This is a genomic window from Lichenicola cladoniae (assembly GCF_013201075.1).
Lineage (GTDB): Bacteria > Pseudomonadota > Alphaproteobacteria > Acetobacterales > Acetobacteraceae > Lichenicola > Lichenicola cladoniae.
The window spans coordinates 166718-185800 of sequence record NZ_CP053708.1 but is presented as its reverse complement, the minus strand read 5'-3'; the positions used below and the strand labels follow the sequence as shown (position 1 = coordinate 185800).

At 64.3% G+C, this 19083-nt stretch carries 15 protein-coding genes; 7 read left to right on the top strand and 8 right to left on the bottom strand.

Features of this window, described 5'->3' with window-relative positions:
- Positions 1-164: 164 nt before the first annotated feature.
- A complete protein-coding gene (locus HN018_RS00820) occupies positions 165-1448 on the bottom strand; it encodes a HAMP domain-containing sensor histidine kinase (RefSeq protein WP_171832748.1) in 1284 nt (427 codons plus the stop codon).
- A 112-nt stretch (positions 1449-1560) separates the two neighbouring features.
- Positions 1561-2241 carry a response regulator transcription factor gene (locus tag HN018_RS00815; protein ID WP_171832747.1) on the bottom strand — a complete coding sequence of 227 codons (681 nt, stop codon included), beginning with the start codon at positions 2239-2241 and terminating at the stop codon, positions 1561-1563.
- Between the two features lie 116 nt (positions 2242-2357).
- Here HN018_RS00815 and HN018_RS00810 point away from each other — a divergent pair, with 116 nt between their 5' ends.
- The 5 genes from HN018_RS00810 to HN018_RS00790 all read left to right on the top strand — a co-directional run bounded on the left by HN018_RS00810 (position 2358) and on the right by HN018_RS00790 (position 9360).
- Positions 2358-3440: a YncE family protein gene (locus HN018_RS00810; protein ID WP_171832746.1), complete on the top strand. Its 1083-nt coding sequence runs from the start codon at positions 2358-2360 to the stop codon at positions 3438-3440.
- On the top strand, positions 3437-4771 hold the full coding sequence (locus HN018_RS00805) for a TolC family protein (RefSeq protein WP_171832745.1): 1335 nt from the start codon (positions 3437-3439) through the stop codon (positions 4769-4771). The genes HN018_RS00810 and HN018_RS00805 overlap by 4 nt, the downstream gene beginning before the upstream one ends.
- Positions 4768-5802 carry an efflux RND transporter periplasmic adaptor subunit gene (locus HN018_RS00800; RefSeq protein ID WP_171832744.1) on the top strand — a complete coding sequence of 345 codons (1035 nt, stop codon included), beginning with the start codon at positions 4768-4770 and terminating at the stop codon, positions 5800-5802. The genes HN018_RS00805 and HN018_RS00800 overlap by 4 nt, the downstream gene beginning before the upstream one ends.
- 91 nt (positions 5803-5893) lie before the next feature.
- The gene (locus HN018_RS00795) at positions 5894-8935 is read left to right on the top strand and encodes an efflux RND transporter permease subunit (RefSeq protein WP_171832743.1); all 3042 of its coding nucleotides are present in this window, start codon (positions 5894-5896) and stop codon (positions 8933-8935) included.
- Between the two features lie 5 nt (positions 8936-8940).
- On the top strand, positions 8941-9360 hold the full coding sequence (locus tag HN018_RS00790) for a hypothetical protein (RefSeq protein WP_171832742.1): 420 nt from the start codon (positions 8941-8943) through the stop codon (positions 9358-9360).
- A 96-nt stretch (positions 9361-9456) separates the two neighbouring features.
- On the opposite strand, the gene HN018_RS00785 is transcribed toward HN018_RS00790, so the two are convergent.
- The gene (locus HN018_RS00785; RefSeq protein WP_171832741.1) at positions 9457-10191 is read right to left on the bottom strand and encodes a VIT1/CCC1 transporter family protein; all 735 of its coding nucleotides are present in this window, start codon (positions 10189-10191) and stop codon (positions 9457-9459) included.
- Positions 10192-10348: 157 nt separating this feature from the next.
- On the bottom strand, positions 10349-11032 hold the full coding sequence (locus HN018_RS00780; protein ID WP_171832740.1) for a class I SAM-dependent methyltransferase: 684 nt from the start codon (positions 11030-11032) through the stop codon (positions 10349-10351).
- A 442-nt stretch (positions 11033-11474) separates the two neighbouring features.
- Here HN018_RS00780 and HN018_RS00775 point away from each other — a divergent pair, with 442 nt between their 5' ends.
- Together HN018_RS00775 and HN018_RS00770 are read left to right on the top strand one after the other, a co-directional pair.
- Positions 11475-12164 (top strand): response regulator transcription factor, encoded by a 690-nt coding sequence (locus HN018_RS00775; RefSeq protein WP_171832739.1) that lies wholly within the window; start codon positions 11475-11477, stop codon positions 12162-12164.
- The gene (locus tag HN018_RS00770; RefSeq protein WP_171832738.1) at positions 12161-13306 is read left to right on the top strand and encodes a sensor histidine kinase; all 1146 of its coding nucleotides are present in this window, start codon (positions 12161-12163) and stop codon (positions 13304-13306) included. The genes HN018_RS00775 and HN018_RS00770 overlap by 4 nt, the downstream gene beginning before the upstream one ends.
- On the opposite strand, the gene HN018_RS00765 is transcribed toward HN018_RS00770, so the two are convergent.
- From HN018_RS00765 to HN018_RS00750, 4 genes are read right to left on the bottom strand one after another with little or no spacing between them, the layout of a single operon-like run.
- Positions 13295-14356: an ABC transporter ATP-binding protein gene (locus HN018_RS00765; RefSeq protein ID WP_171832737.1), complete on the bottom strand. Its 1062-nt coding sequence runs from the start codon at positions 14354-14356 to the stop codon at positions 13295-13297. The genes HN018_RS00770 and HN018_RS00765 overlap by 12 nt on opposite strands.
- Positions 14353-15915: an ABC transporter permease gene (locus HN018_RS00760; RefSeq protein ID WP_171832736.1), complete on the bottom strand. Its 1563-nt coding sequence runs from the start codon at positions 15913-15915 to the stop codon at positions 14353-14355. Before HN018_RS00760 ends, HN018_RS00765 begins: the two co-directional genes overlap by 4 nt.
- Positions 15912-16982, bottom strand: coding sequence for an ABC transporter substrate-binding protein (locus HN018_RS00755; RefSeq protein WP_171832735.1), 1071 nt, complete (start codon positions 16980-16982; stop codon positions 15912-15914). Before HN018_RS00755 ends, HN018_RS00760 begins: the two co-directional genes overlap by 4 nt.
- The gene (locus HN018_RS00750; RefSeq protein WP_171832734.1) at positions 16979-19066 is read right to left on the bottom strand and encodes a TonB-dependent receptor; all 2088 of its coding nucleotides are present in this window, start codon (positions 19064-19066) and stop codon (positions 16979-16981) included. Before HN018_RS00750 ends, HN018_RS00755 begins: the two co-directional genes overlap by 4 nt.
- Positions 19067-19083: the final 17 nt, after the last annotated feature.

Here is a 19083-nt window from a genome sequence, read left to right as displayed (position 1 = left end):
AAGCTCCGCGGGGCTCGTTCTTTGTTAGCTACGCTGTCGGTACCTCTCCGCCCGCAGTCGCCCGTCGTCAGATCGAGGACCTGGCGCGGAGCATCGATCAGAACAGCTCCGTCGGAGACTGCTGAGGGCTCAAGTCTTCGGGCGAACGTACTTCAGCTTCAAGGTCAACGGGCCGGGTAGAAAACCAACACGCATGACAAGCCCGGATGATTGTCGACCAGCTGCAAAGTTGCATGATGCAGACCGGCTATAGCCTTGACTAGACTGAGGCCCAGCCCCGTGCCCGGGGTGTTGCGGCTGGCGTCGAGCCGGGCAAATCGGCGGATCACGTAGGCTGTTTGTTCACACGGAATGCCTGGCCCGTCATCCGAAACGGCGAGTTGGACGCCGTTGGTGAAGCTGGCAACCGTGATCGCGATGTGGCTGCCGGCAGGGGTGTGACGAAGCGCGTTCTCGATCAGATTAGCGAGAAGCTGTCCAAGCAGTGTGCGGTCGCCATACACCGTGATTCCGGATTGAATGTCGGCACTGATCAGTTGTTGCTTCTGCTCGGCGACTGGAGTGTAGGCGTCCAGTAGAGCCTCGATCAACGGCTGCAACGCTATTCTGGCGAAGCCGGCGTCACCGGCATGGGCCTCGATCTGGGCAATCCGCAGGAGTGACGTGAACGTCTCCAGGATCGTGTCCACGTCGCTGGTGGCAGCACGGACCTGCGCCTGCATTTCCTCCGGCGAGCTCGCACGTCCCTGGGCGAGTTCGAGTCTGTGCCGTAGTCGGGTAAGCGGAGTGCGCAGATCATGGGCGATGTCGTTCGAGATCTGTTCGAGACCAGCCACCAGGGTCTCGATCCGGTCCAGCATTGCGTTGAGGCTGCCCGATAGATGATCCAGCTCATCGCCGGACCCCGTGATCGCGATCCGTTGTGACAGCTTGCCCGCCATGATGGCGCGCGTCGCCAGGCTGATTGCCTCGATCCGCTTCAGGACCAGCATGCTCAGAAACAGGCCACCCCCGAGCCCGAGCGCTACGATCGCGCCGATGCTCCAGAGAAACGCTTCGAGCAGCGAGTGACGCATCTCGTCGCGGGCTCGCGCACTGCTGCCTACGAACAGGTAGCCGGCATCCGGAAGAAGCAGGCCCCGCCCCCTGATCTCACTATCGCCCGTCGTATGAATTATTCCATGCCGTGATGAGACGCTGCGTTTTCCGGGAACCGGATCGATCGGCGTCATGTTGCCCGCCAGCACGTGCCCGCTCGCACTCTGGAGCAGGTAGAAGAAACCCGGGGCATGCCTGACGAGACCATCGACGACAGGCTGCAACAGCTCCATCCGCGTGCCTCCGGCGTCGGCCTGGATCTCGGTCAGCTCATTGGCCGCGACCGCATCGAGCTCGCGGGTCATGAAGCCGTCGGTGGTCAGGCCGATGATGACGAAGAGTACCAGCACGGACATCGTGAAGAGTGATGCATATACAATCATCAATCGGAATGACGAGCTGTGGGTCAACCGCCAGCCGAAGCTGCGACCCTGTTCGGTATTGATCCCGCTGGCTTCGGTATCAGCCAATTGAAGGTTTCTGCAGCACATATCCGGCGCCGCGCACCGTATGGATCAGCTCGAGCTGGTCACGCCCGAGCTTGTCGCGCAGGCGGCTGATGTGGCTTTCGACAATATTGGTGTTGGGGTCGAAGTAAAACTCCCAAACATGCTCGAGCAGCATGGTTCGGGTGACCACCTCCCCTTCGCGCTGCATCAGGAATTCAAGCAGCCGGAATTCGCGTGGTTGGAGAATAACCGCCCGTCCAGCCCGGAATACGCTTCGGGTCAGCAGGTTCATTTCGAGATCCGAGACCTGCATGCTGACCGTCGGTGCAGGCGGCTGGCGCCGTCTGATGATGGCGGCAAGACGCGCAGCAAGCTCGGCCAACGCAAACGGCTTGACCATGTAGTCGTCGGCCCCGGCATCGAGGCCGGCCACACGATCGTTGATGCCATCCAGGGTCGTCAGGAAAAGCACGGGAGTTTCCACCCCCGTCGCACGGAGCCGGCGGAGGACGGACAACCCGTCCAGCCCGGGCAGCATACGGTCGAGGATGATTACATCCCAGGTCTCGGCGCTCGCGCGGGCGAGGCCACCGCGGCCATCGACGGCGACATGCAGATCATGTGTGAGTTCCCGCAGGCCCTCGACAATGTAGGCGGCGGTTTCGGAATCATCCTCGATCAGCAGCAGGCGCATGATGCCTATCCGGCCCACACGGCCATGATCGTCAAGTTGTTGATCAACAATCTCTAACCTCATTGGCGCCGATACCCAGCCCGGTCAATCTCCCGCCGCCATGGAGATCTCCGGACGTGGGCCTGACGAATGAAATATCACCCGAGCCGCGTGCCAGCACCCGGATGCGCTCGCGATTGGCAGCCATATCGATGTCGCTGCTCGTCGTTGTTCTGGCGCCGATGGGGCGTGCCTCCACTCTAGCGGGTCCGTCCCCGATACCTGCCGCAATTCCATCGCGCATTGTGGCGGACCTGCATCTCGGGGACGCCGGCGGTGGCTGGGACTATGCAACGGTCGATGCAGCGGGGGGCCGGCTGCTGGTCGCGAGGATGGCCGGCGTCGATACCGTAAACTTGGCCACCAACCGGGCCGGGCCTGTCCTGACGTCGGGCCGGCACGTGCACTCGGTATTGCCGGTGCCGTATCATCGCCTTCTGCTGACCAACGGCGACGACAACACGGCGACGATCGTCGACGACGAGAGCGGCCTGCTGCTGGACACGTTGAAGACCGGCAGCAAGCCGGACGGAGCCGTGCTCGATCGCGCAACCGGCCAGGTGCTGGTGATGAACGGAAAAAGCGGCAGCATCACGCGCATCGACGTGGGTCGTTCGTCGCATGTAGCCGGCACGATCCAGGTCGGTGGCGCGTTGGAAGCGCCGGTGCTCGATGGATCCGGACGGCTGTTCGTCAACGTGGAGGATCGCAACGAGATCGCGGTGATCGGCCTTTCAGAAGGCGCGGTCGTTGCACGCTACAAGCTCGCCGGGTGCGAGGGCCCGACCGGGCTCGCCTATGTCGCGTCCCACCGGGTGCTGGTGTCGGTCTGCAGCAACGGGGTTGCGGAGATAGTGGGCGACGACGGAGTGGAACGCGCGCGGCTGGCGGTCGGACCACATCCGGACGCGGTGATAGTCGATCGCGTGCATGACCGGGTGTTCATTCCAGGCGGCGGAAACGGAACGCTGTCCGAGATCTCGTTCGCAGGCGGGCCGCACGTGTCCAGGGTATTCAGCACCAGGCCGGGGGCCCGGACCGGCGCCTATGACCCGAAAACTCAGTACGTCTACCTGCCCTATGGCCGGATGGACAGGACCACCGGCACACCGACGCTGGTGCCGGGCAGCTTCGGTGTGCTGGTGGTCGACACGCATTGAAGCGACGGATCATACGCTCGGGTCGGAGAGCCTGCTCCCTGGCGGTGGCGATCGCGCTGGCCGGCTGCGCCCGCTATGCGCCCCTGCCCCTGCCGGAAACACCGCTGCTCGCACCCGGCATCGCGTCACTTCGGCATGATCGGCCGTTGCCGCCATATCTGGACGTCGAGACCGTCGCCCGCCTGGCGGTGCTGAATAATCCCGACCTCAAGGCGATCCGCATCCGGCATGGGATCGCCGATGCCCAGCTTCTGCAGGCGGGGCTTCTTCCGAACCCGCAGGGAAGCCTGTCCGCTACCCCGACTCTGGCCGGGCCGGGTGTCACAACCGCCTGGAATGCCGGACTGACGCAGGACCTGCGCTCGCTGATCCTGCGTCCATCCGCCGAGCGCGCGGCCAAAGCCGGACTGCATCAGGTCGACGCGCAGATCCTGTGGCAGGAATGGCAGGTGGTCGGTCAGGCCAGGCTGCTGGCGGTACAGCTGATCGAGGAAAACGACACGCTCGGCCTGCTGCACGACCTGAGCGCCCTGCTGACGCGGCGCGTGGCCCGGCAGCAGATCGCCCTCGATGCCGGAGATGCCACCTACGCCATGCTGGCACCGGACCTGGCGACGCTGGCAGGCACGCAGGGACAACTTCGCGCTGCCGGCCGCCTGCAGTTGCAGCAGCGTCACCAGCTTGCCGCCCTCCTCGGCCTGCAGCCGGATGCTCCACTGCCTCTGGCAGATAGAGTCGAGCTGCCGCGGCTCGACATGCAGGCACTGCGGGCCGCCCTGCCCGGACTGCCGCGACGCCGCCCGGACCTTCTGGCGCTGCGTTGGGGCTACGAAGCTGCCAACCAGAAGCTGCGCACCGCCATCCTGTTGCAGTTTCCCAACGTCAGCTTCGGTGCGAGCGGCGGCAGCGACAATAGCAACGTCCGCGGGATCGGTCCGCAGCTTACCTTCGAGTTGCCGATCTTTGACCGTGGACAGGGCAACATCGCCATTGCGCGGACCTCGCGACAGCAGCTGCGGGACGAGTATGCCGCGCGAATCGCCGCGGCAGACGGGGAAGTGGCGGCACGGCTGGACGAGCTGGTCCAGCTGGGCAGCCAGATCGAGGCCGCGCGTGCAGCGCTCCCCGCGGTCCGGGCGGCCTCGGATGCCGCCGCGCGACAGGACCTGGCCGGCCTGCTCGATCCGCAGGCGCAAACGGACCTGCTGACCGCGCGCTTCACACGCGAGAGCGAACTGGTAGCGCTCGAGCAGATCCGGCTCGAGCAGCAGGTCGCGGTCGAGACGCTCGCCGGTATCGGCATGAACACAACCACGACCGCCATACCATGACATCGCGACAGTGCGGCGCTGCCATGATCCTCTGCTGCCTGATGATGGCGTCCATCTCGGCCCGCGCGGCCGATGGTCCAGCGTCGGGCGTTCTCGCAACCACGGTCGCGACCCGGTCGATCAGCGTTGCCGATCTGATCGAGGCCTATGGCACCGCGAGGTCGGCCTCGAGCGGCACACAGACGATCAGCGTCATGGAACCGGGACGCGTGGTTCGTATCCTCGCCAGCCCGGGCCAGGCGGTGGTCCGTGGCGCGCCGCTGCTGGATTGGGAACAATCGCCGGCTGCGCGCCAGGCATGGGAGCAGGCCCGCACCGGATCGGTGCTGGCAGCACAGCAACGCGCGCACATGGTCCTGCTGCTCACGCATCACCTGGGGACACGAGACCAGCTCGACCAGGCGGACAAGGCTCTGGCCGACGCGCAGGCAGCCGTGGATGCGCTCAAACGCACCGGCGCCGATCAGGCGAACCGGACGATCTCGGCACCAGCCGACGGTACTGTCCTGACCATTCCGGTCAGCCAGGGCGACCGTCTGGCAGCCGGGGCCGCACTGGCCACGATCATGTCGAGCGGCGGCATCGTGGTCACGGTTGGGGTCGACCCGGCGCGGCGGCTCCAGCTTCGCGTGGGCCAGACCGCGACGATCATGCCGGTCGCCGGCGGTACGCCCGTCGCCGGCCGGGTGCTGCGGTTCGACGCGATCCTCAACCCCCGCACGCGCCTGGTGAATACCGATCTTGCGGTCGCGCCGGCGGACGTGCTGCCCGGCGCCGACTACACCGCTCAGATTGCCGTGGGCATGCTGCAAGGCTGGCGCGCACCGCATGATGCGGTGCTGCAGGACGCTGCCGGAACCTACCTGTTCCAGTCGCTGGGCAGGAAGGCAGCGCGCGTTCCGGTGAAGGTCCTTGCCACGCGCGGCAACGTCGACATCGTCTCCGGCGCGCTCAGCCCGTCCGCGAGGATTATCGTGGATGGTGCCTACCAGTTGTCCGATGGCGCCGACTTCCGCGAGGCGGCGCCATGACATGCTTCGTGCCCCTGCTTTTCCCGGCTGACGAACTGGCAATTCTACGGGCCTGGCCTATGCAGGCCCATTGCCCATTGTGCTGTGCCCGGTGAGCTTCACCGCACGGAACGGCCCCACCCTCCTCGTCCTGGCACTGGCGCTTGCTGTCGCCGGTGCGATCGCCGCGCTGTCGCTGCCGGTCGGGCTGTTTCCCCAAGTGGCGTTCCCGCGCGTCGTCGTCGATCTCGACGCCGGGAGCCGCTCGGCCGAGCAGACGGCCCTGCTGCTGACGGCACCGGTCGAGCAGGCGGTCCGGACAGTCCCCGGGGTCCAGTCGGTCCGCTCCCAGAGCACGCGCGGATCGGCACAGATCTCCGTCGATTTCGGCTGGGGCCGGGACATGATCGCCGCTACCCTGCTGGTGCAGGCAGCGATCGCACAGGTGGTTCCGACCCTGCCCGCCGGCACCGGCTACAGGGTCCGGCGCATGGATCCGACCGTCTATCCGATCATGTCCTTCGCGCTGGTGCCGAGCGCCGGACCCCGGGGCCAGACGCCGCTGGCCGCCGATCCCGTTGCCTTGCGCGATCTGGCAACGCTTCAAATAGTGCCGTTGCTATCCTCGATCGCCGGGCTGGCGAGGGTATCGGTCGAAGGCGGCGACACGGCCGAGATCGAGGTTCAGACCGATGCGCACCGGCTTGCCACCTATGGCCTGACACTGGCCGATCTGGCGAGGACGATCGGCGACAACAGCGTGCTGCAAGCGGTGGGACAGCTTCAGGATCGCGACAAGCTGTTCCTGGCGATCGCCGACAGCAGCCCGACCGACGCCGCCACGATCGGCGCCCTGGTCGTACGCGCCGGCTCGACCGGTTTGGTCCGGGTGCGCGACGTGGCCAGCGTTGCAGAGGGCGTGGTGCCGCAATGGGTGCGGGTCACCGAGGACACACATGCGGCGGTCCTGCTCGACATCTATGAACAGCCGGATGGGAATGCCGTTTCGATAGCAGCAGCGGTGCGGGGCCGGTTGTCGAGGTTCGGGCTTCCGGCCGGCGTGCGGCTGGTGACCTGGTATGATCAGAGCCAGCTCGTCAACCGCTCCGCGGCGAGCGTACGCGATGCGGTGCTGATCGGCCTGGTGCTGGCGGCCCTCGTGCTGATGGGCTTCCTGCGCAGCTGGCGGATGACCCTGATCGCCTGCATCGCGGTCGTCGGGACACTGGCCGTGACCATCATTCCGCTCGAACTGCTGGGCATGAGCTTCAACATCATGACGCTGGGCGGGATCGCAGCCGCAGTCGGGCTGCTGATCGACGACGTGATCGTGATGATCGAGCATATCGCGCGGGAGGCTCGGTCGCGGGAGGACGTGCTCCCGGCGGCGCACAGGTTCCTGCGGCCGCTGGCCGGCTCTTCTTTGGCGACGCTGATCGTGTTCGTTCCGCTCGGCTTCCTGAGCGGCGTGACCGGCGCATTTTCGATGGCGCTGTCCGTCACCATGGGGTCGGCACTCATCGTGTCCTACGCAATGACTGCGCTGGTTGTGCCGCTGCTGGCGCGCTCGCTGGTCGATTTCACGCGCTGGCACGATCCAGGAACGACCGGGCGCGGTTGGCTCGATCGAACCCATGGCTGGCTGCTGACCCGCCTGTTCGCGCAGCCCTGGCTTCTGCTGCCGGCATTGGCGGTGCTGCTGGCGGCTGGCTGGATTGCCTACCACCGCGTGCCGACGGGCTTCATGCCAAAAGTCGACGAGGGTGGTTTCGTCATGGACTATTATTCCGCACCGGGAACGTCGCTGACCGAGACCGATCGCGAGATGGCGCAGGTCGACGCGATGCTGCTGGCGATGCCGGAGCTGGATACCTTTTCGCGCCGGCTTGGCACCGGTCTCGGGGGCGACCTCAACCAGAGCTATCACGGCGACTACTTCGTCCGGTTGAAAGATAGTCATGCGCGCTCGACGCCGGTGATCATGGCGGACCTTCTGGCGAAGGTTAAGTCGCAGGTTCCGGGTATCCAGGTCGATGCCGCCCAGCGGATGGAGGATCTCATCGGGGATCTCGCCGGCGCGCCGCAGCCGATCGAGGTGAAGCTTTTCGGCGAGAGCACGCGGCAACTCATCCCGGTGGCGAAGGCGGTTGCTGCCGCGATCGGCAAGCTGGCGGGCGTCGTCGAGGTGCATGACGGGGTCCAGCTGGCAGGAGACGCGCTCGATATCCGGCTCGATCCAGTCAAGGTCGGGCTGGAGGGAATGACGCCGATCATGGTCACGCAGCAGGCAAATGATGCCCTGACCGGATCGATCGCGACCTTCCTGGTCCTCCCGACCAAGAGTGTCGGTGTGCGCGTCCGGATCGCCGGGGCACAGAGGTTGCGCGAGGACAGCCTTGCGGCATTGGCGATCCGAGCCCCGGACGGACACATATTTCCGCTCAGCCGGGTGGCGACCATCGCGCCGGTGATCGGTCAGCCGCAGATCTCTCGTGAGAACCTGCAACCGATGATCGCGATCACCGGTCGAATCCAGAACCGTGGCATCGGAGCGGCAATCGCCGATATACAGAACGTCCTGGCAAAACCGGGACTGCTGCCGGCCGCGATGCGCTATACACTTGGTGGCGTCTACCAACAGCAGCAGATCGCGTTCGCCGGATTGCTGCGCGTATTCTGCGCCGCACTACTTGCCGAGCTGCTTTTGCTGATGTTTCTGTATGGCGGCTTCCTGATCCCGCTGATCATCATGGCCTGCTCCATCCTGTCGACCGTGGCGGTGTTCGTTGCTCTCTGGCTGACCGGCGTCGAACTCAACATCACTGCGCTGATGGGCACGACGATGGTTGTCGGCATCAGTACCGAAATGGCAATTTTCTACGTCTCGGAATACGCGGCCCTTTCCGGCATGATGCAGCCGCGCGAGGCCCTGAGGCTTTCCAGCCGGACGCGGCTGCGCCCGATTACCATGACGACGCTCGCTGCAGTCCTGACCCTGTTACCGCTATCGTTGGCCATCGGATCCGGATCGGCCGTCCAGCAACCCCTGGCAATCGCCATCATCGCCGGCCTGCTGCTGCAGTATCCTCTCGTGCTTCTCGCTTTGCCTGTCATGATCGGGCTGACGCTGCCGCAACCGGCAGACCCTGCATGAGCGTCGTGATAGCGCAGCAGGCAAGAGTCCGGACCTGGCAACTCGTCAGCCGGGACATACTGATCGTCTATTATGCGATATTCGGCGCTCTTCATATTCTTCTGCCGGACGTGTTCGCACCGCTGCTTCATTCAGGCATTCCGCTCCCGCGCGCGGCCTCCGGCCTGACCGGCGTCTTTGAACTTGTGGCGGTGGTTGGAATGGGGTGCGGCGTATGGAGGCGGATGGCCGGCCTGGCTCTTGCGGTCTATGCAGCGGTGGCCGTTCCGGTATGGGTCGATCCAGCAGGTTTATCGAGCCATGTCTGGCAGGCGTGGATCGCGTATGTCTATGAATGGCTACAGGTAGATCTAAGGCTCATCCTGATCTGGATGGCAATGTTCGCCAGCACGTTCATCGCGTTTCCGTTTCGCTCGGCAAGATAGGTGCCGATGCCCAACGCTGAGAAGCAGGCTCGCCGCCATAGATCTGGTTAAGAAAGCTGACCCCCTCCGAAGCGCCGACGGAGTGCGTCCGGCCCCTCAGCCGATCTGGGTTCCGAACAAGCCACCGATCGCGGCGGTAACACCCATAGCCAGCGCCCCCCAAAACGTCACTCGCACCGCAGCTCGCAGAGGAGGCGCGCGGCCAATCATCGCACCAAGAACGCCGAGAATAGCCAGAAACAGCAGCGACGCGACCGCGATGGCCCAAGCGACCCCGTGGAATGGCATAGCAACCGCGACAAATAGAGGAACGACTGCTCCTACCGCAAACGACGCCGCGGACGCCGCGGCTGCCTGAACAGGCCGCGCTCCGACGCCTTCTCCCAAACCAAGCTCATCACGAGCATGCGCTTCGAGCGCGTTATGTGCCATGAGTTGATCCGCAACCTCGACCGCAAGTTTTCGACGCAGCCCACGCGCTTCGTAGATCTTGGTTAGCTCTTCGAACTCCCCGGCACGATCCGCAGTTAGCTCGCGACGCTCGCGCTCCAGATCGGCTCGCTCCGCGTCGGATTGGGAACTGACCGACACGTACTCACCAGCCGCCATCGACATGGCGCCAGCGACGAGCCCGGCCACGCCTGCGATCAGGATACCGTGCCGACTGGCGTGCGCAGTCACAACTCCGATGATCAGACTTGCCGTAGACAGCACGCCGTCATTGGCGCCCAGAACTGCCGCCCGGAGCCATCCGAGCTTGTCGATCGAGTGATGTTCCTGGTGTCGAAGTCTGGGGTCGGCCGGCGCTGGTATGGTCTGTCTAGATTGCATGATCGTTAGCCTCATTCCAGACCATGGGACCGGCGCGGGAAATATGAATTCAGTAACCGGTAGTCGATCACGCACTAGAGCCTGATATGTGTTGCCATGATTTCCTTGGATCAGGAAACGTACCGACTCAAAAGCTCCAGGGAGGTAATTACAATCCTCAGCGGGAGGCTTCAGAGAACAGGCCGACACCGGTCTCCATCGACCTCTTGAGGAGAATCGTGATGAAGTCTTTCGAGCGTGTTTGTCGTAAAACACTCAAGGTCCCGGAGCTTGCAAAGAATTCGTAGATCTCCGTCGAGATATCCGTATCTGAGTACAGATTCGAAGCAAAACCGGTTATCAGAAGACAGATACCATCCGGCATCAAAAGCTTGGATACCCTGTCGCCCAACGCCCTGAGTGGTTTACCGCCTGAACAACAAGGGGAACCGGATATATCGGCTACGATCAAGTCGAAACGGCCATAGAGTGATTCGGAAACCTCGAAGACGTTACCAGTCGCAAGGCTCATGTTCGAACACCATCCGGATCGCTCCTGAGGTTCTTTCAGCCCAGTCTGAATGCCAGATGATCTTGGAAAGTCTGCGACCAAATCGGCAGCAAGAAGACCTGAGCCGCACCCAGTATCAAGTGAGAAGTTGTAAATACGGCGTGGAATCAGGTTTAGTAGTTCCTTGTAGTTACGTTCCTGTTCATGCGACTGCATTTCCTTCACAGCGCGATGAGTAAATCGGCCGAGCCGCTCTGCTTTGAAGCATGATTTGGGTGAAAGAAGCGGCCGGAGCCACCTGCCTGATGTATAGATCGCTTCACCGAAACTGAACAGGGTGGACGTCCTCACGATGATGCGACATGCTGGGCTCAGACTCGTCGTCTTAGCCATATGACAGAGCATCAGACACCTCGAAAGTCTGGAGACATTGTCGATTGATAACTTGACCCGCGTTGTCAGCGCGTCATCGCGATGCCGCTCGCCTGCAGCAGATCTCGGCATATGTGTGGACACAGACACCTCCAATGACGTCGCGTCCGTGACAGTCCGATGAACCCGCGCAACAGCATATTGTAGATAATCCGCTCTCACGCCGCCCGAGCTTCCGCAGCGTGCTCACTTCCGCGACAGAGACAGAGACGAGCGGAAGATCGAGGTCGATCTACCGGCAACCAGGATACGTTGTGATTATGTGTCGCCGCCCTTACCGTGTCCCTGATGGCATTGGTAAGTTCTCCAGCCTTGGCGATATAGGATATGAATATGCTGCAGGCGGAAGGCTCGATCTGAGGTGCGACTACTTCTTATCGAGGATCATCAGGAAATGCGCGAGATGCTCCAGTCTCATCTGGAACAGGTCGGATTTGCAACCGAAGCTTGTGCGAGCGGGATGGACGCATTGGCCATGCTGGGCAGATCAAGCTACGACGTCGTCATCCTGGATCTCGGGCTCCCCGATATAGACGGGATGGACGTGCTGAGACGTATCCGGGCAGGAATCGCCGCCCAGGTGCCGATCCTGGTGCTGACCGCACGTCAGACGTTGAACGACCGGGTCGAGGGGCTCGATGCGGGCGCTGACGACTACCTGCTCAAGCCGTTCGATCTCCCCGAACTGGATGCGAGGCTGCGTTCCATCACCCGTCGGGCGGGGACCCGGTCCGAGAAGCTGTTGCAGTTCGGCGATCTTAGTCTCGACATGTCGGCTCGCGAGGCCGTCGCCGCAGGCGTGCCGCTTGCGCTCACCCGGCTTGAAGTCGTGCTGCTCGAGGAGCTTCTTCGCGGTGCTGGGCATCTCATCGCGCGACACCTGTTGGAAGAACGGCTTTATGGTCTGGACGTACCTCGAACCGGAAATGCTCTCGAGGCCCTCGTGTCACGCCTGCGTCGCCGCCTTGTAGTGATTCAATCCGATGTCGGTATCGAGACGATCCGCGGTATCGGCTATCGGCTGGTGGTGGCAATTCGGGCCGCAGGATGATCCTTGGACGGAGCCTGCGCGGCCGCCTGACCCTGTCGATGGCGGCCGTCCTGTGCGGCAGCGTCGCCTTGGTCATGGCCCTGCACGAGATGGAGGAGAATGGACACGGCGTAGGCGGGCAGCTGAGTCGTCTCCTGCTTGGTGATGAGCTGCCCGAGCCATGGCAGGACGTGATGGTCCTGGCCCCGTTCGGATGCCTGATCCTCGGGTTGATCGGTATCGTCTGTCGCTGGAGCCTGCGACCGCTTATCCACGCCTCGACCGAGGCAAGCCTGGTCGGGCCCCACCGGCCTGGCAACAGGATCAGCACGGCAGGGCTGCCTTCGGAGATTTCGCCGCTCGTCGCCGCGGTCAATGCCGCACTCGATCGATTGGGAAGCGCCTATGAAATCGAGCGACGTTTTACGATGAACGCAGCCCATGAATTACGCACGCCGCTGGCCACACTCAGCCTGCGCCTGCAGCGCGTCCGATATGACAATGTCCCGGTGGACTGGCCGGCAATAGACCGGGATTTCGTCTCGATCAACGGCTTGATCGACAAGCTTCTGGATCTGGCCCGCAAGGAAGAGGCGGCTGTCGGGCGGGACCGCGATCCCGAACAGCAGCCTTGTGTGCGCTTCGACGAGCTGGTCAGGGACGCGGCGGCGCAGATGCTGCCGTTGGCACAGTCGCTCGGCCGGGCGCTGTCGGTCGAGCTGCCCGATGCCATGCCGGTTCGAGGCGATGCCGCCGACCTCCAGGACCTGGTGCGCAATCTGATCGAGAATGCACTGACCCACGGGATCGGGCGTATCGCCCTGCATGGCCGCATCGAGAAACCGATCACCGGCTCCAGGATCGTGCTCGACGTTGCCGATGACGGGCCAGGTATCGAACCGGATCGGGGCGACCAGCTGTTCGAGCGATTTCGCAAGGGAAGGCAGGCAAGTCGTGGCAGCGGCCTGGGACTGGCGATCGTCCGCGAGGTCGCACGAAGCCATGGCGGCACGGTGGGCTTCGCAGGCGGTGCGAACTGCGTCGTTCGCGTGGCGCTGCCCGTCGCCGGACGTGCTGAACCGGCGCTCGCGCGGCCTGCCCTGCCCGGCGTGGAGACCAGGCGCGTATCGCAACAACGGAGAGGAGCCGAACTACTCGAGTGAGGTCGCGACCGGGAACGCGAACAACTTGGCGGGATCGATCTGCAGCAGTGCATGATCGGGCGGCAGGTGATCATGCAGCCCGTGCATCTCTCCCGGGAACTCCGCAAGTCTCCATCGCGTACGCCATCGTCCTGCTTCGAAGATGCTGTCGATCCGGCGCGCCGGTATCCCATCCGATGCAAAAGACAGCGCGTCCGGGTAGGCCATCGCCACCCCCGGCGCGCCGCTTGCGAGATCCACGCACGTCGCGCCGACAATCCTTCCGCCCGGCGTCGCAACCCGGCCGGATCCGGCGCCTCGCACCAGGAACGATCCGGTCGCACCCATGTACCGGGCGACGGTCGGTGTCGCCGGTGCGCGATAGAGTGCCTCCGGCGTGTCGGCCTGCGACAGGCGGCCGTTTTCCAGAACCAGGATCCGGTCGGCCAGGCGCCAGGCATCCATCCGGTCATGGCTGACGAACAGTGCGGACCTTTGCTGGCTGCGAAGAGTATCGCGGATCAGCGGGCGCAGGCGGTCGCGGACCATCTCATCGAGGCTGGAGAGCGGCTCGTCGAGCAGCAGGAGATCCGATCCGGTGGCGAGTGCACGTGCCAGCGCGACCCGTTGTTTCTGGCCTCCGGACAAGGTGTCCGGCAGCCGCGCACCCAACGAACCAAGACCGACAACCTCGAGCAGCCGCACTGCCGCCCGGGCCGACGCCTCGCTACCACGACCGGCGGCGATCGCCACGTTTTCCTGGACAGTGAGATGTGGCCAGAGGGCCGCCTCCTGAAACACCATGCCCAGGCTCCGGCGCTCCGGAGGAATAAACCGACGGGTGCCGGGTCCATCGACATCCGTGCCGCGCAGGACCACGCGACCGCTGTCGACGCGCTCCAGTCCCGCGACAATCCGCAGCAATGTCGTTTTCCCCGAGCCGGATCCACCGATCAGCACGGCAATTTCACCGGACGCCAAGGTCAGGTCGATGCCGCGGAGAACGGGCTGCCCACCGAGGTTCCGGTGGACGGACTCCAGCCTGAGGATCGGGTTCGTGCCCCCGGTCATCGGCTTCGCTCCGCAAGAAGCAGGACTAGGCCCACGAGCACGCCGCAGCTCAGCATGCCGATCAACGCCAGCCGTGCCTCGCTGCCGAAATGCAGACCCTGCTGCATCTGCACCAGCACGACGGCGACCGGCTCGGCACCGGCCGGCGCCAACATCTGCGCGAGGGGAAGTTCGAAAAACAGCCGGCAGAAGGCGAGCGCCCACGCCCACGCCAGGGGCCGGAGCAGCGGCGGCAGGTAGATCCGCTCGATCCGGGTAGACAGCGGAATGCCGTGCACGCGTGCAACGTCGCCGCTCGAGGCAAGCCGCGATCGGACCGGTTCGAGCAGCAGGAGCGCCAGCACCGGCATCTGGGTCGCGGTTTCGGCGAGCAGCAGGGCCAGTGGCGTGTTGGTCAGCGGCAGCGGTGGACCATTGAAAGCGATCACATACGCCGCCGCGACCACGATCCCGGGAACGGCCATGTTCGCCACCGGCAGCCACGTCAGCAGCCGCCAGAACGGCGAAGCCCTGCGCTGTGCGACCAGGAAGGACGCAAGGCCGAGCGCCGATACCGACGCCACGAACGCGTAGAGTGCCGCGATCAGCAACGATCGCCACGCGCCGGCCGGCATCGTCGACGTGTCCGGCGTCAGAGCGTCGCCAGCCAGTGCCAGCAGCGGGACACCGGCGCCCAGGAGCAGCAGAATAGCCAGTGCGAGCCAGCCGAACACGTTCTGGACCAGGGAAGCTCGCGCCAGGGCGACCCGACCTTCGCGAACCTGCGTGCCGGATCCGAGACCGGGCAAGACAAGCCGCGCCAGCAACGGAAGCAAGGCGATCCCGACCAGGAGATCGGCCGCCCAGGCTGCCCTTGGCCAGGAGATCGGCCAGTTGGCCAGGCTGGCATAGACTTCGGTGACGAGCAGCGGCCTGTGCAGCCGGCTGCCCAGCACGCTGGCAACCCCGTAATCCTGGGTCGATTCCACGAACACGATCAGCAGGCCCGGTGCGATCGCCGGCAGCACCAGGCGCAGGTTCAGCAGGAGGCGCTGCCGGCGCGTTGCCACGTGCAGCAGGGTCGCTTCCCGCAATTCCCGCCTGCTGGAAGACCAGCCGCTGCGCGCGGCAAGCGTTGCCACCGGCAGGCCCTTGAGGGTCGTGATCCCGACCAGGCCGGGCCAGCCGAGCAAAGCCGCATGCAGGTCGAGAGCGAGCGACGCGGGAAGCGGAAGCAGATGGGTTCCGAGCACGATCTGCCATCCCGCGGCGACGAGATAGCCCGGCAGCAGGAACACCAGCCACAAGACGCCGATCAACGCGCCACGGCCGGACCATGCCCGCCGTTCGAGCATGAAGCCGAACCAGAGTGCCGGCGGAAGCGCGCACAGCACGGCAAGCCCCGCCAGCAGCACGGAGTTGGCGGCAGCGTTACCGAGGCCAGGCCCATCTCCTACCGGTGGGGCCATGCCGAGCCCGAACCAGGGCACAAGCGGGATCAGCAGGAACCGTAGCAGGGGGGCGGTGACGAGACATGCGGTGCTGGCAATGATGACCGACGACAGGCGACGCAGGATCACCCTGTGATCTCTCGGCGGAACCAGCCGACCTCGCTTCCCTCCCGCTGCCCCCAGAGGTCCGCATCGGGATGGACGAGCACGAGGGAACGCAGCGGCGGCAGGTCGGCCGGTGCGGCGATATGATCGACCGGGGCCCAGCCCAGCCCCTCGGCGGTGGATGTCCGGATCAGTCGCTGCCCCTCCGCCGTCAGCAGGAACCGGACAAACAACCCTGCCGCCCGCCTGGCAGCCGGGCTGGCCCTGACGCTGACACCGAGCACCGCGGGCATTACGCCCGCCGGCTCGGGAAGCGTGACCCGGATTGCAGGATCGCGTTTCGCCGCGGTGTAGGCGGTCTCGCTGGGCAGCACGGCGAGCGAGATGTCGCCGGCACGAAGCTGACCGAGCAGGAGCGGATTGGATGCGGCGATCCCCAGATCGTGTTGGCGGAGTGCGAGCAGCAGGGTATGGCCGGATGCGACACCGCCGGTGGCCTCCATCATTGCCGAAAGCACCGGATAGGCAGTGCCTGAAGCGACCGGACTGACCATTCCGACGGCGCCGGGATAGGACGGCAGCGACTGCCAGTTGCGTGCCGGAACCGGGCTCGATCGCAACGTGACGAACACGCCCGCCAGCGTGAGGCCGCTCGGCGCATAGGAACCATCCGAGGGCAGGACGGCATGTGCCGCTTCCGTCCAGACGGGCTGAGCGGTGCCGGCACCGGTCCAGTCCGCATCCGATGATGCGTGCCGGACCAGCAGGCCGGCCTGGTCGAGTGCCGCCATCGCGGCATCGCCGGCGAACCAGGCGACGTTCCAGCGCGGGTGCGCGCCCTCTGCGTAGATCCGCGCCTGCAGCGGGCCCCCTCCCATGTTGATATAGGTGACGCGCAGGCCGCTGGCCTTCTCGAAGGCGGGGATCAGCGCGCCGGGCGGGCCCATTGCCGAGTAGATAACGAGGTTGCTGTCTTCGCTGGCAGGCCAGAGCACGAACATCGAGGCGGCCATGCCGACGGCAAGACAGGCGCTCAGAATTCGCAGCTGGACCGGCCGGATGCAGGCCCTGCCACCGCGAAACGCCTTCACAACGGGAATTCGACCGATGCGAACACGCTTCGGCCGGCCTGGGTGTAGTAGATCGGCGTCTGCTTGGGGCCTGCATACAGGTCGAACTGGTCGATCTTGCGGCTATCCAGCAGGTTGTTGAACTGCAGCCGGACCACCCACGGATGACCATGCTGATGCACGGTATAGGACACGGCCGCATCGAGTTGGTTGAACGGATCCAGCCCCTGCTTCAAGCCGGTATCACCGTAGCGGCTGCCGACCCATCTATCGAGCAGGGAGGCGGAAATGCCATGCCCGGAATAGAGGATGCCGCCGGCCGCGGTGGCTTCCGGTGCGTTGGCGACCGGCTGATGCGTGGCCCGGTTCTTCGCGGAGTTGCCGCTGCCGTTGGCATAGAGGCTGAAGCCGTGACCGACGGCCAGGGTCGCATCGGCCTCGACGCCGTAATAGTCGACGGCACCCTGGTTGAAGTAGATGGTGTTCACGCCGACGTTGCGGCTCGCGATCATGTTCGAGAAATCGATGTAGTAGATGTCGGCCGACATGGTCAGCAGTGCCGTCTGCCAGCTGCTGCCGAGCTGGTAGTTGGACGTCTTCTGCGGGCTGACGGTGCTTGCCGTCGGATCGGGCACCTGGACGTAGTTCAGGCTCGGTGCCAGGAAACCCTGCGCATATTGCGCATAGGCCGACCAGTGTGGGTCGATCATGTAGTGCACGGTGACTGCCGGGAGCGGTGCGCTATAGGTTCTTGTGTAATTCAGCGGGCCCTGGCCTCCTGTGTTCACTTGGGCGTTCAACGATCTTTGGAAGATGTCGTATTTGAGACCCGGGGTGATCGTCAGCCCCGGAAACGGATGCAGATCGAGCTCAAGATAGGGTTGGAGAGTCAGCAGATCCTCGTGATCGAGGTAGGTGAATGCCTTGAAGCTGTTCGGGCTCAGCAGGTTGCCGCGCGCCAGATCGATGTTGGCCTGCGAGTATGCGTTGGCCTGGTGCTCGACCCAGACGCCGACCTTGGCGTCGCCGTACGCAAACAGCCGCTTGATCTGGAGCGTGTCGCCGAATGCCCTATACTGGTTGTTCTGCGCCGTTCCAGGCACGCCGTCCTTGGAATAGGTCGTGCCGGGCGACGTCGTATTGGAAACGTCGATCCCTCGCGTTCCCTTCAGGTTGTAGCCGTAGGTGTAGACCTTGTCCTCGATCGACCACACGCTGGAGAGCGACGACTGAAGGCCGACATAATTGAAATCGGAATGTGCGTGATTGGCGTTGTATTTGTAGTAGTTCTGTAGACGGGGATCGTTCGAGAAGCCGTAACTCGGGCCATATAATGCAATCTGCGCCCGCGATGCGCCGCGCGCGAAATTCTGGTCGATGGTGTTGTACATTCCGACCACGGTCAGCGTGGTGTAGGCGCCGAGTGGCGAGACGTATTTTCCAAACACATTCGTCCGTGCCGCTCCCGCAAACGTGAGCGCGCCGTCGCTGGAGGTGTGTTCCCCGTCGAAGACCGCCGACCCGCCACCAGGAAGCGTTCCGGTATCGAGCTCGCCTCCGAACAATGTCGTGTTGAAACTGCCGCCGGCGGCATACGGCGTCAGCGCCGCATGTTCCGCAGGCGCCTTGCTCTGCAGGCCGATCGTCCCCCCGAAGGTCGCATCGCCGATCGTCGAGGCAGTGCCCGGTCCACGATCCACCGACACCTGTCCGAGGTCGCGGTTCATGAAATAGGCCGAGGTATGGTGCGTGTAGTTGTTAGAGTCACCGAATGGGATACCGTCGAGCGTCACGTTGTATTGGCCATCCTGGAAGCCTCGGATGCTGACATCCCCGGAGAAGGCGTTACCGGGGCCGTTCTGCTCGATAGCCAGAACGCTGGGCGCCAGAGCGACAATCTGCGCGTAGTCCGACTGCGGCGGCACGTTTGCCTGGATGTAGCTCGAATTGAAGACTGATGTGGGCTGGGTGGCGCTCAGCGGCGTGCTTGTCGGTGCAGCGATCCGCGAATCATTGGTCAGGCTGCCCAGAACCTGCACCCGCTCGACCTCGCCGGATTGCTGGGCCCATGATGAGGTCGGCAATATAAGGAGGACGATGACCATGTGCGGAAGCCGACCGC

Excerpts from the sequence above, each read along its gene's own strand:
- HN018_RS00765 (WP_171832737.1), bottom strand. The coding sequence starts at position 14,356 with ATGACCGGGGGCACGAACCCGATCCTCAGGCTGGAGTCCGTCCACCGG.
- HN018_RS00785 (WP_171832741.1), bottom strand. The coding sequence starts at position 10,191 with ATGCAATCTAGACAGACCATACCAGCGCCGGCCGACCCCAGACTTCGA.
- HN018_RS00815 (WP_171832747.1), bottom strand. The coding sequence starts at position 2,241 with ATGCGCCTGCTGCTGATCGAGGATGATTCCGAAACCGCCGCCTACATT.
- HN018_RS00750 (WP_171832734.1), bottom strand. The coding sequence starts at position 19,066 with ATGGTCATCGTCCTCCTTATATTGCCGACCTCATCATGGGCCCAGCAA.
- HN018_RS00770 (WP_171832738.1), top strand. The coding sequence starts at position 12,161 with ATGATCCTTGGACGGAGCCTGCGCGGCCGCCTGACCCTGTCGATGGCG.
- HN018_RS00800 (WP_171832744.1), top strand. The coding sequence starts at position 4,768 with ATGACATCGCGACAGTGCGGCGCTGCCATGATCCTCTGCTGCCTGATG.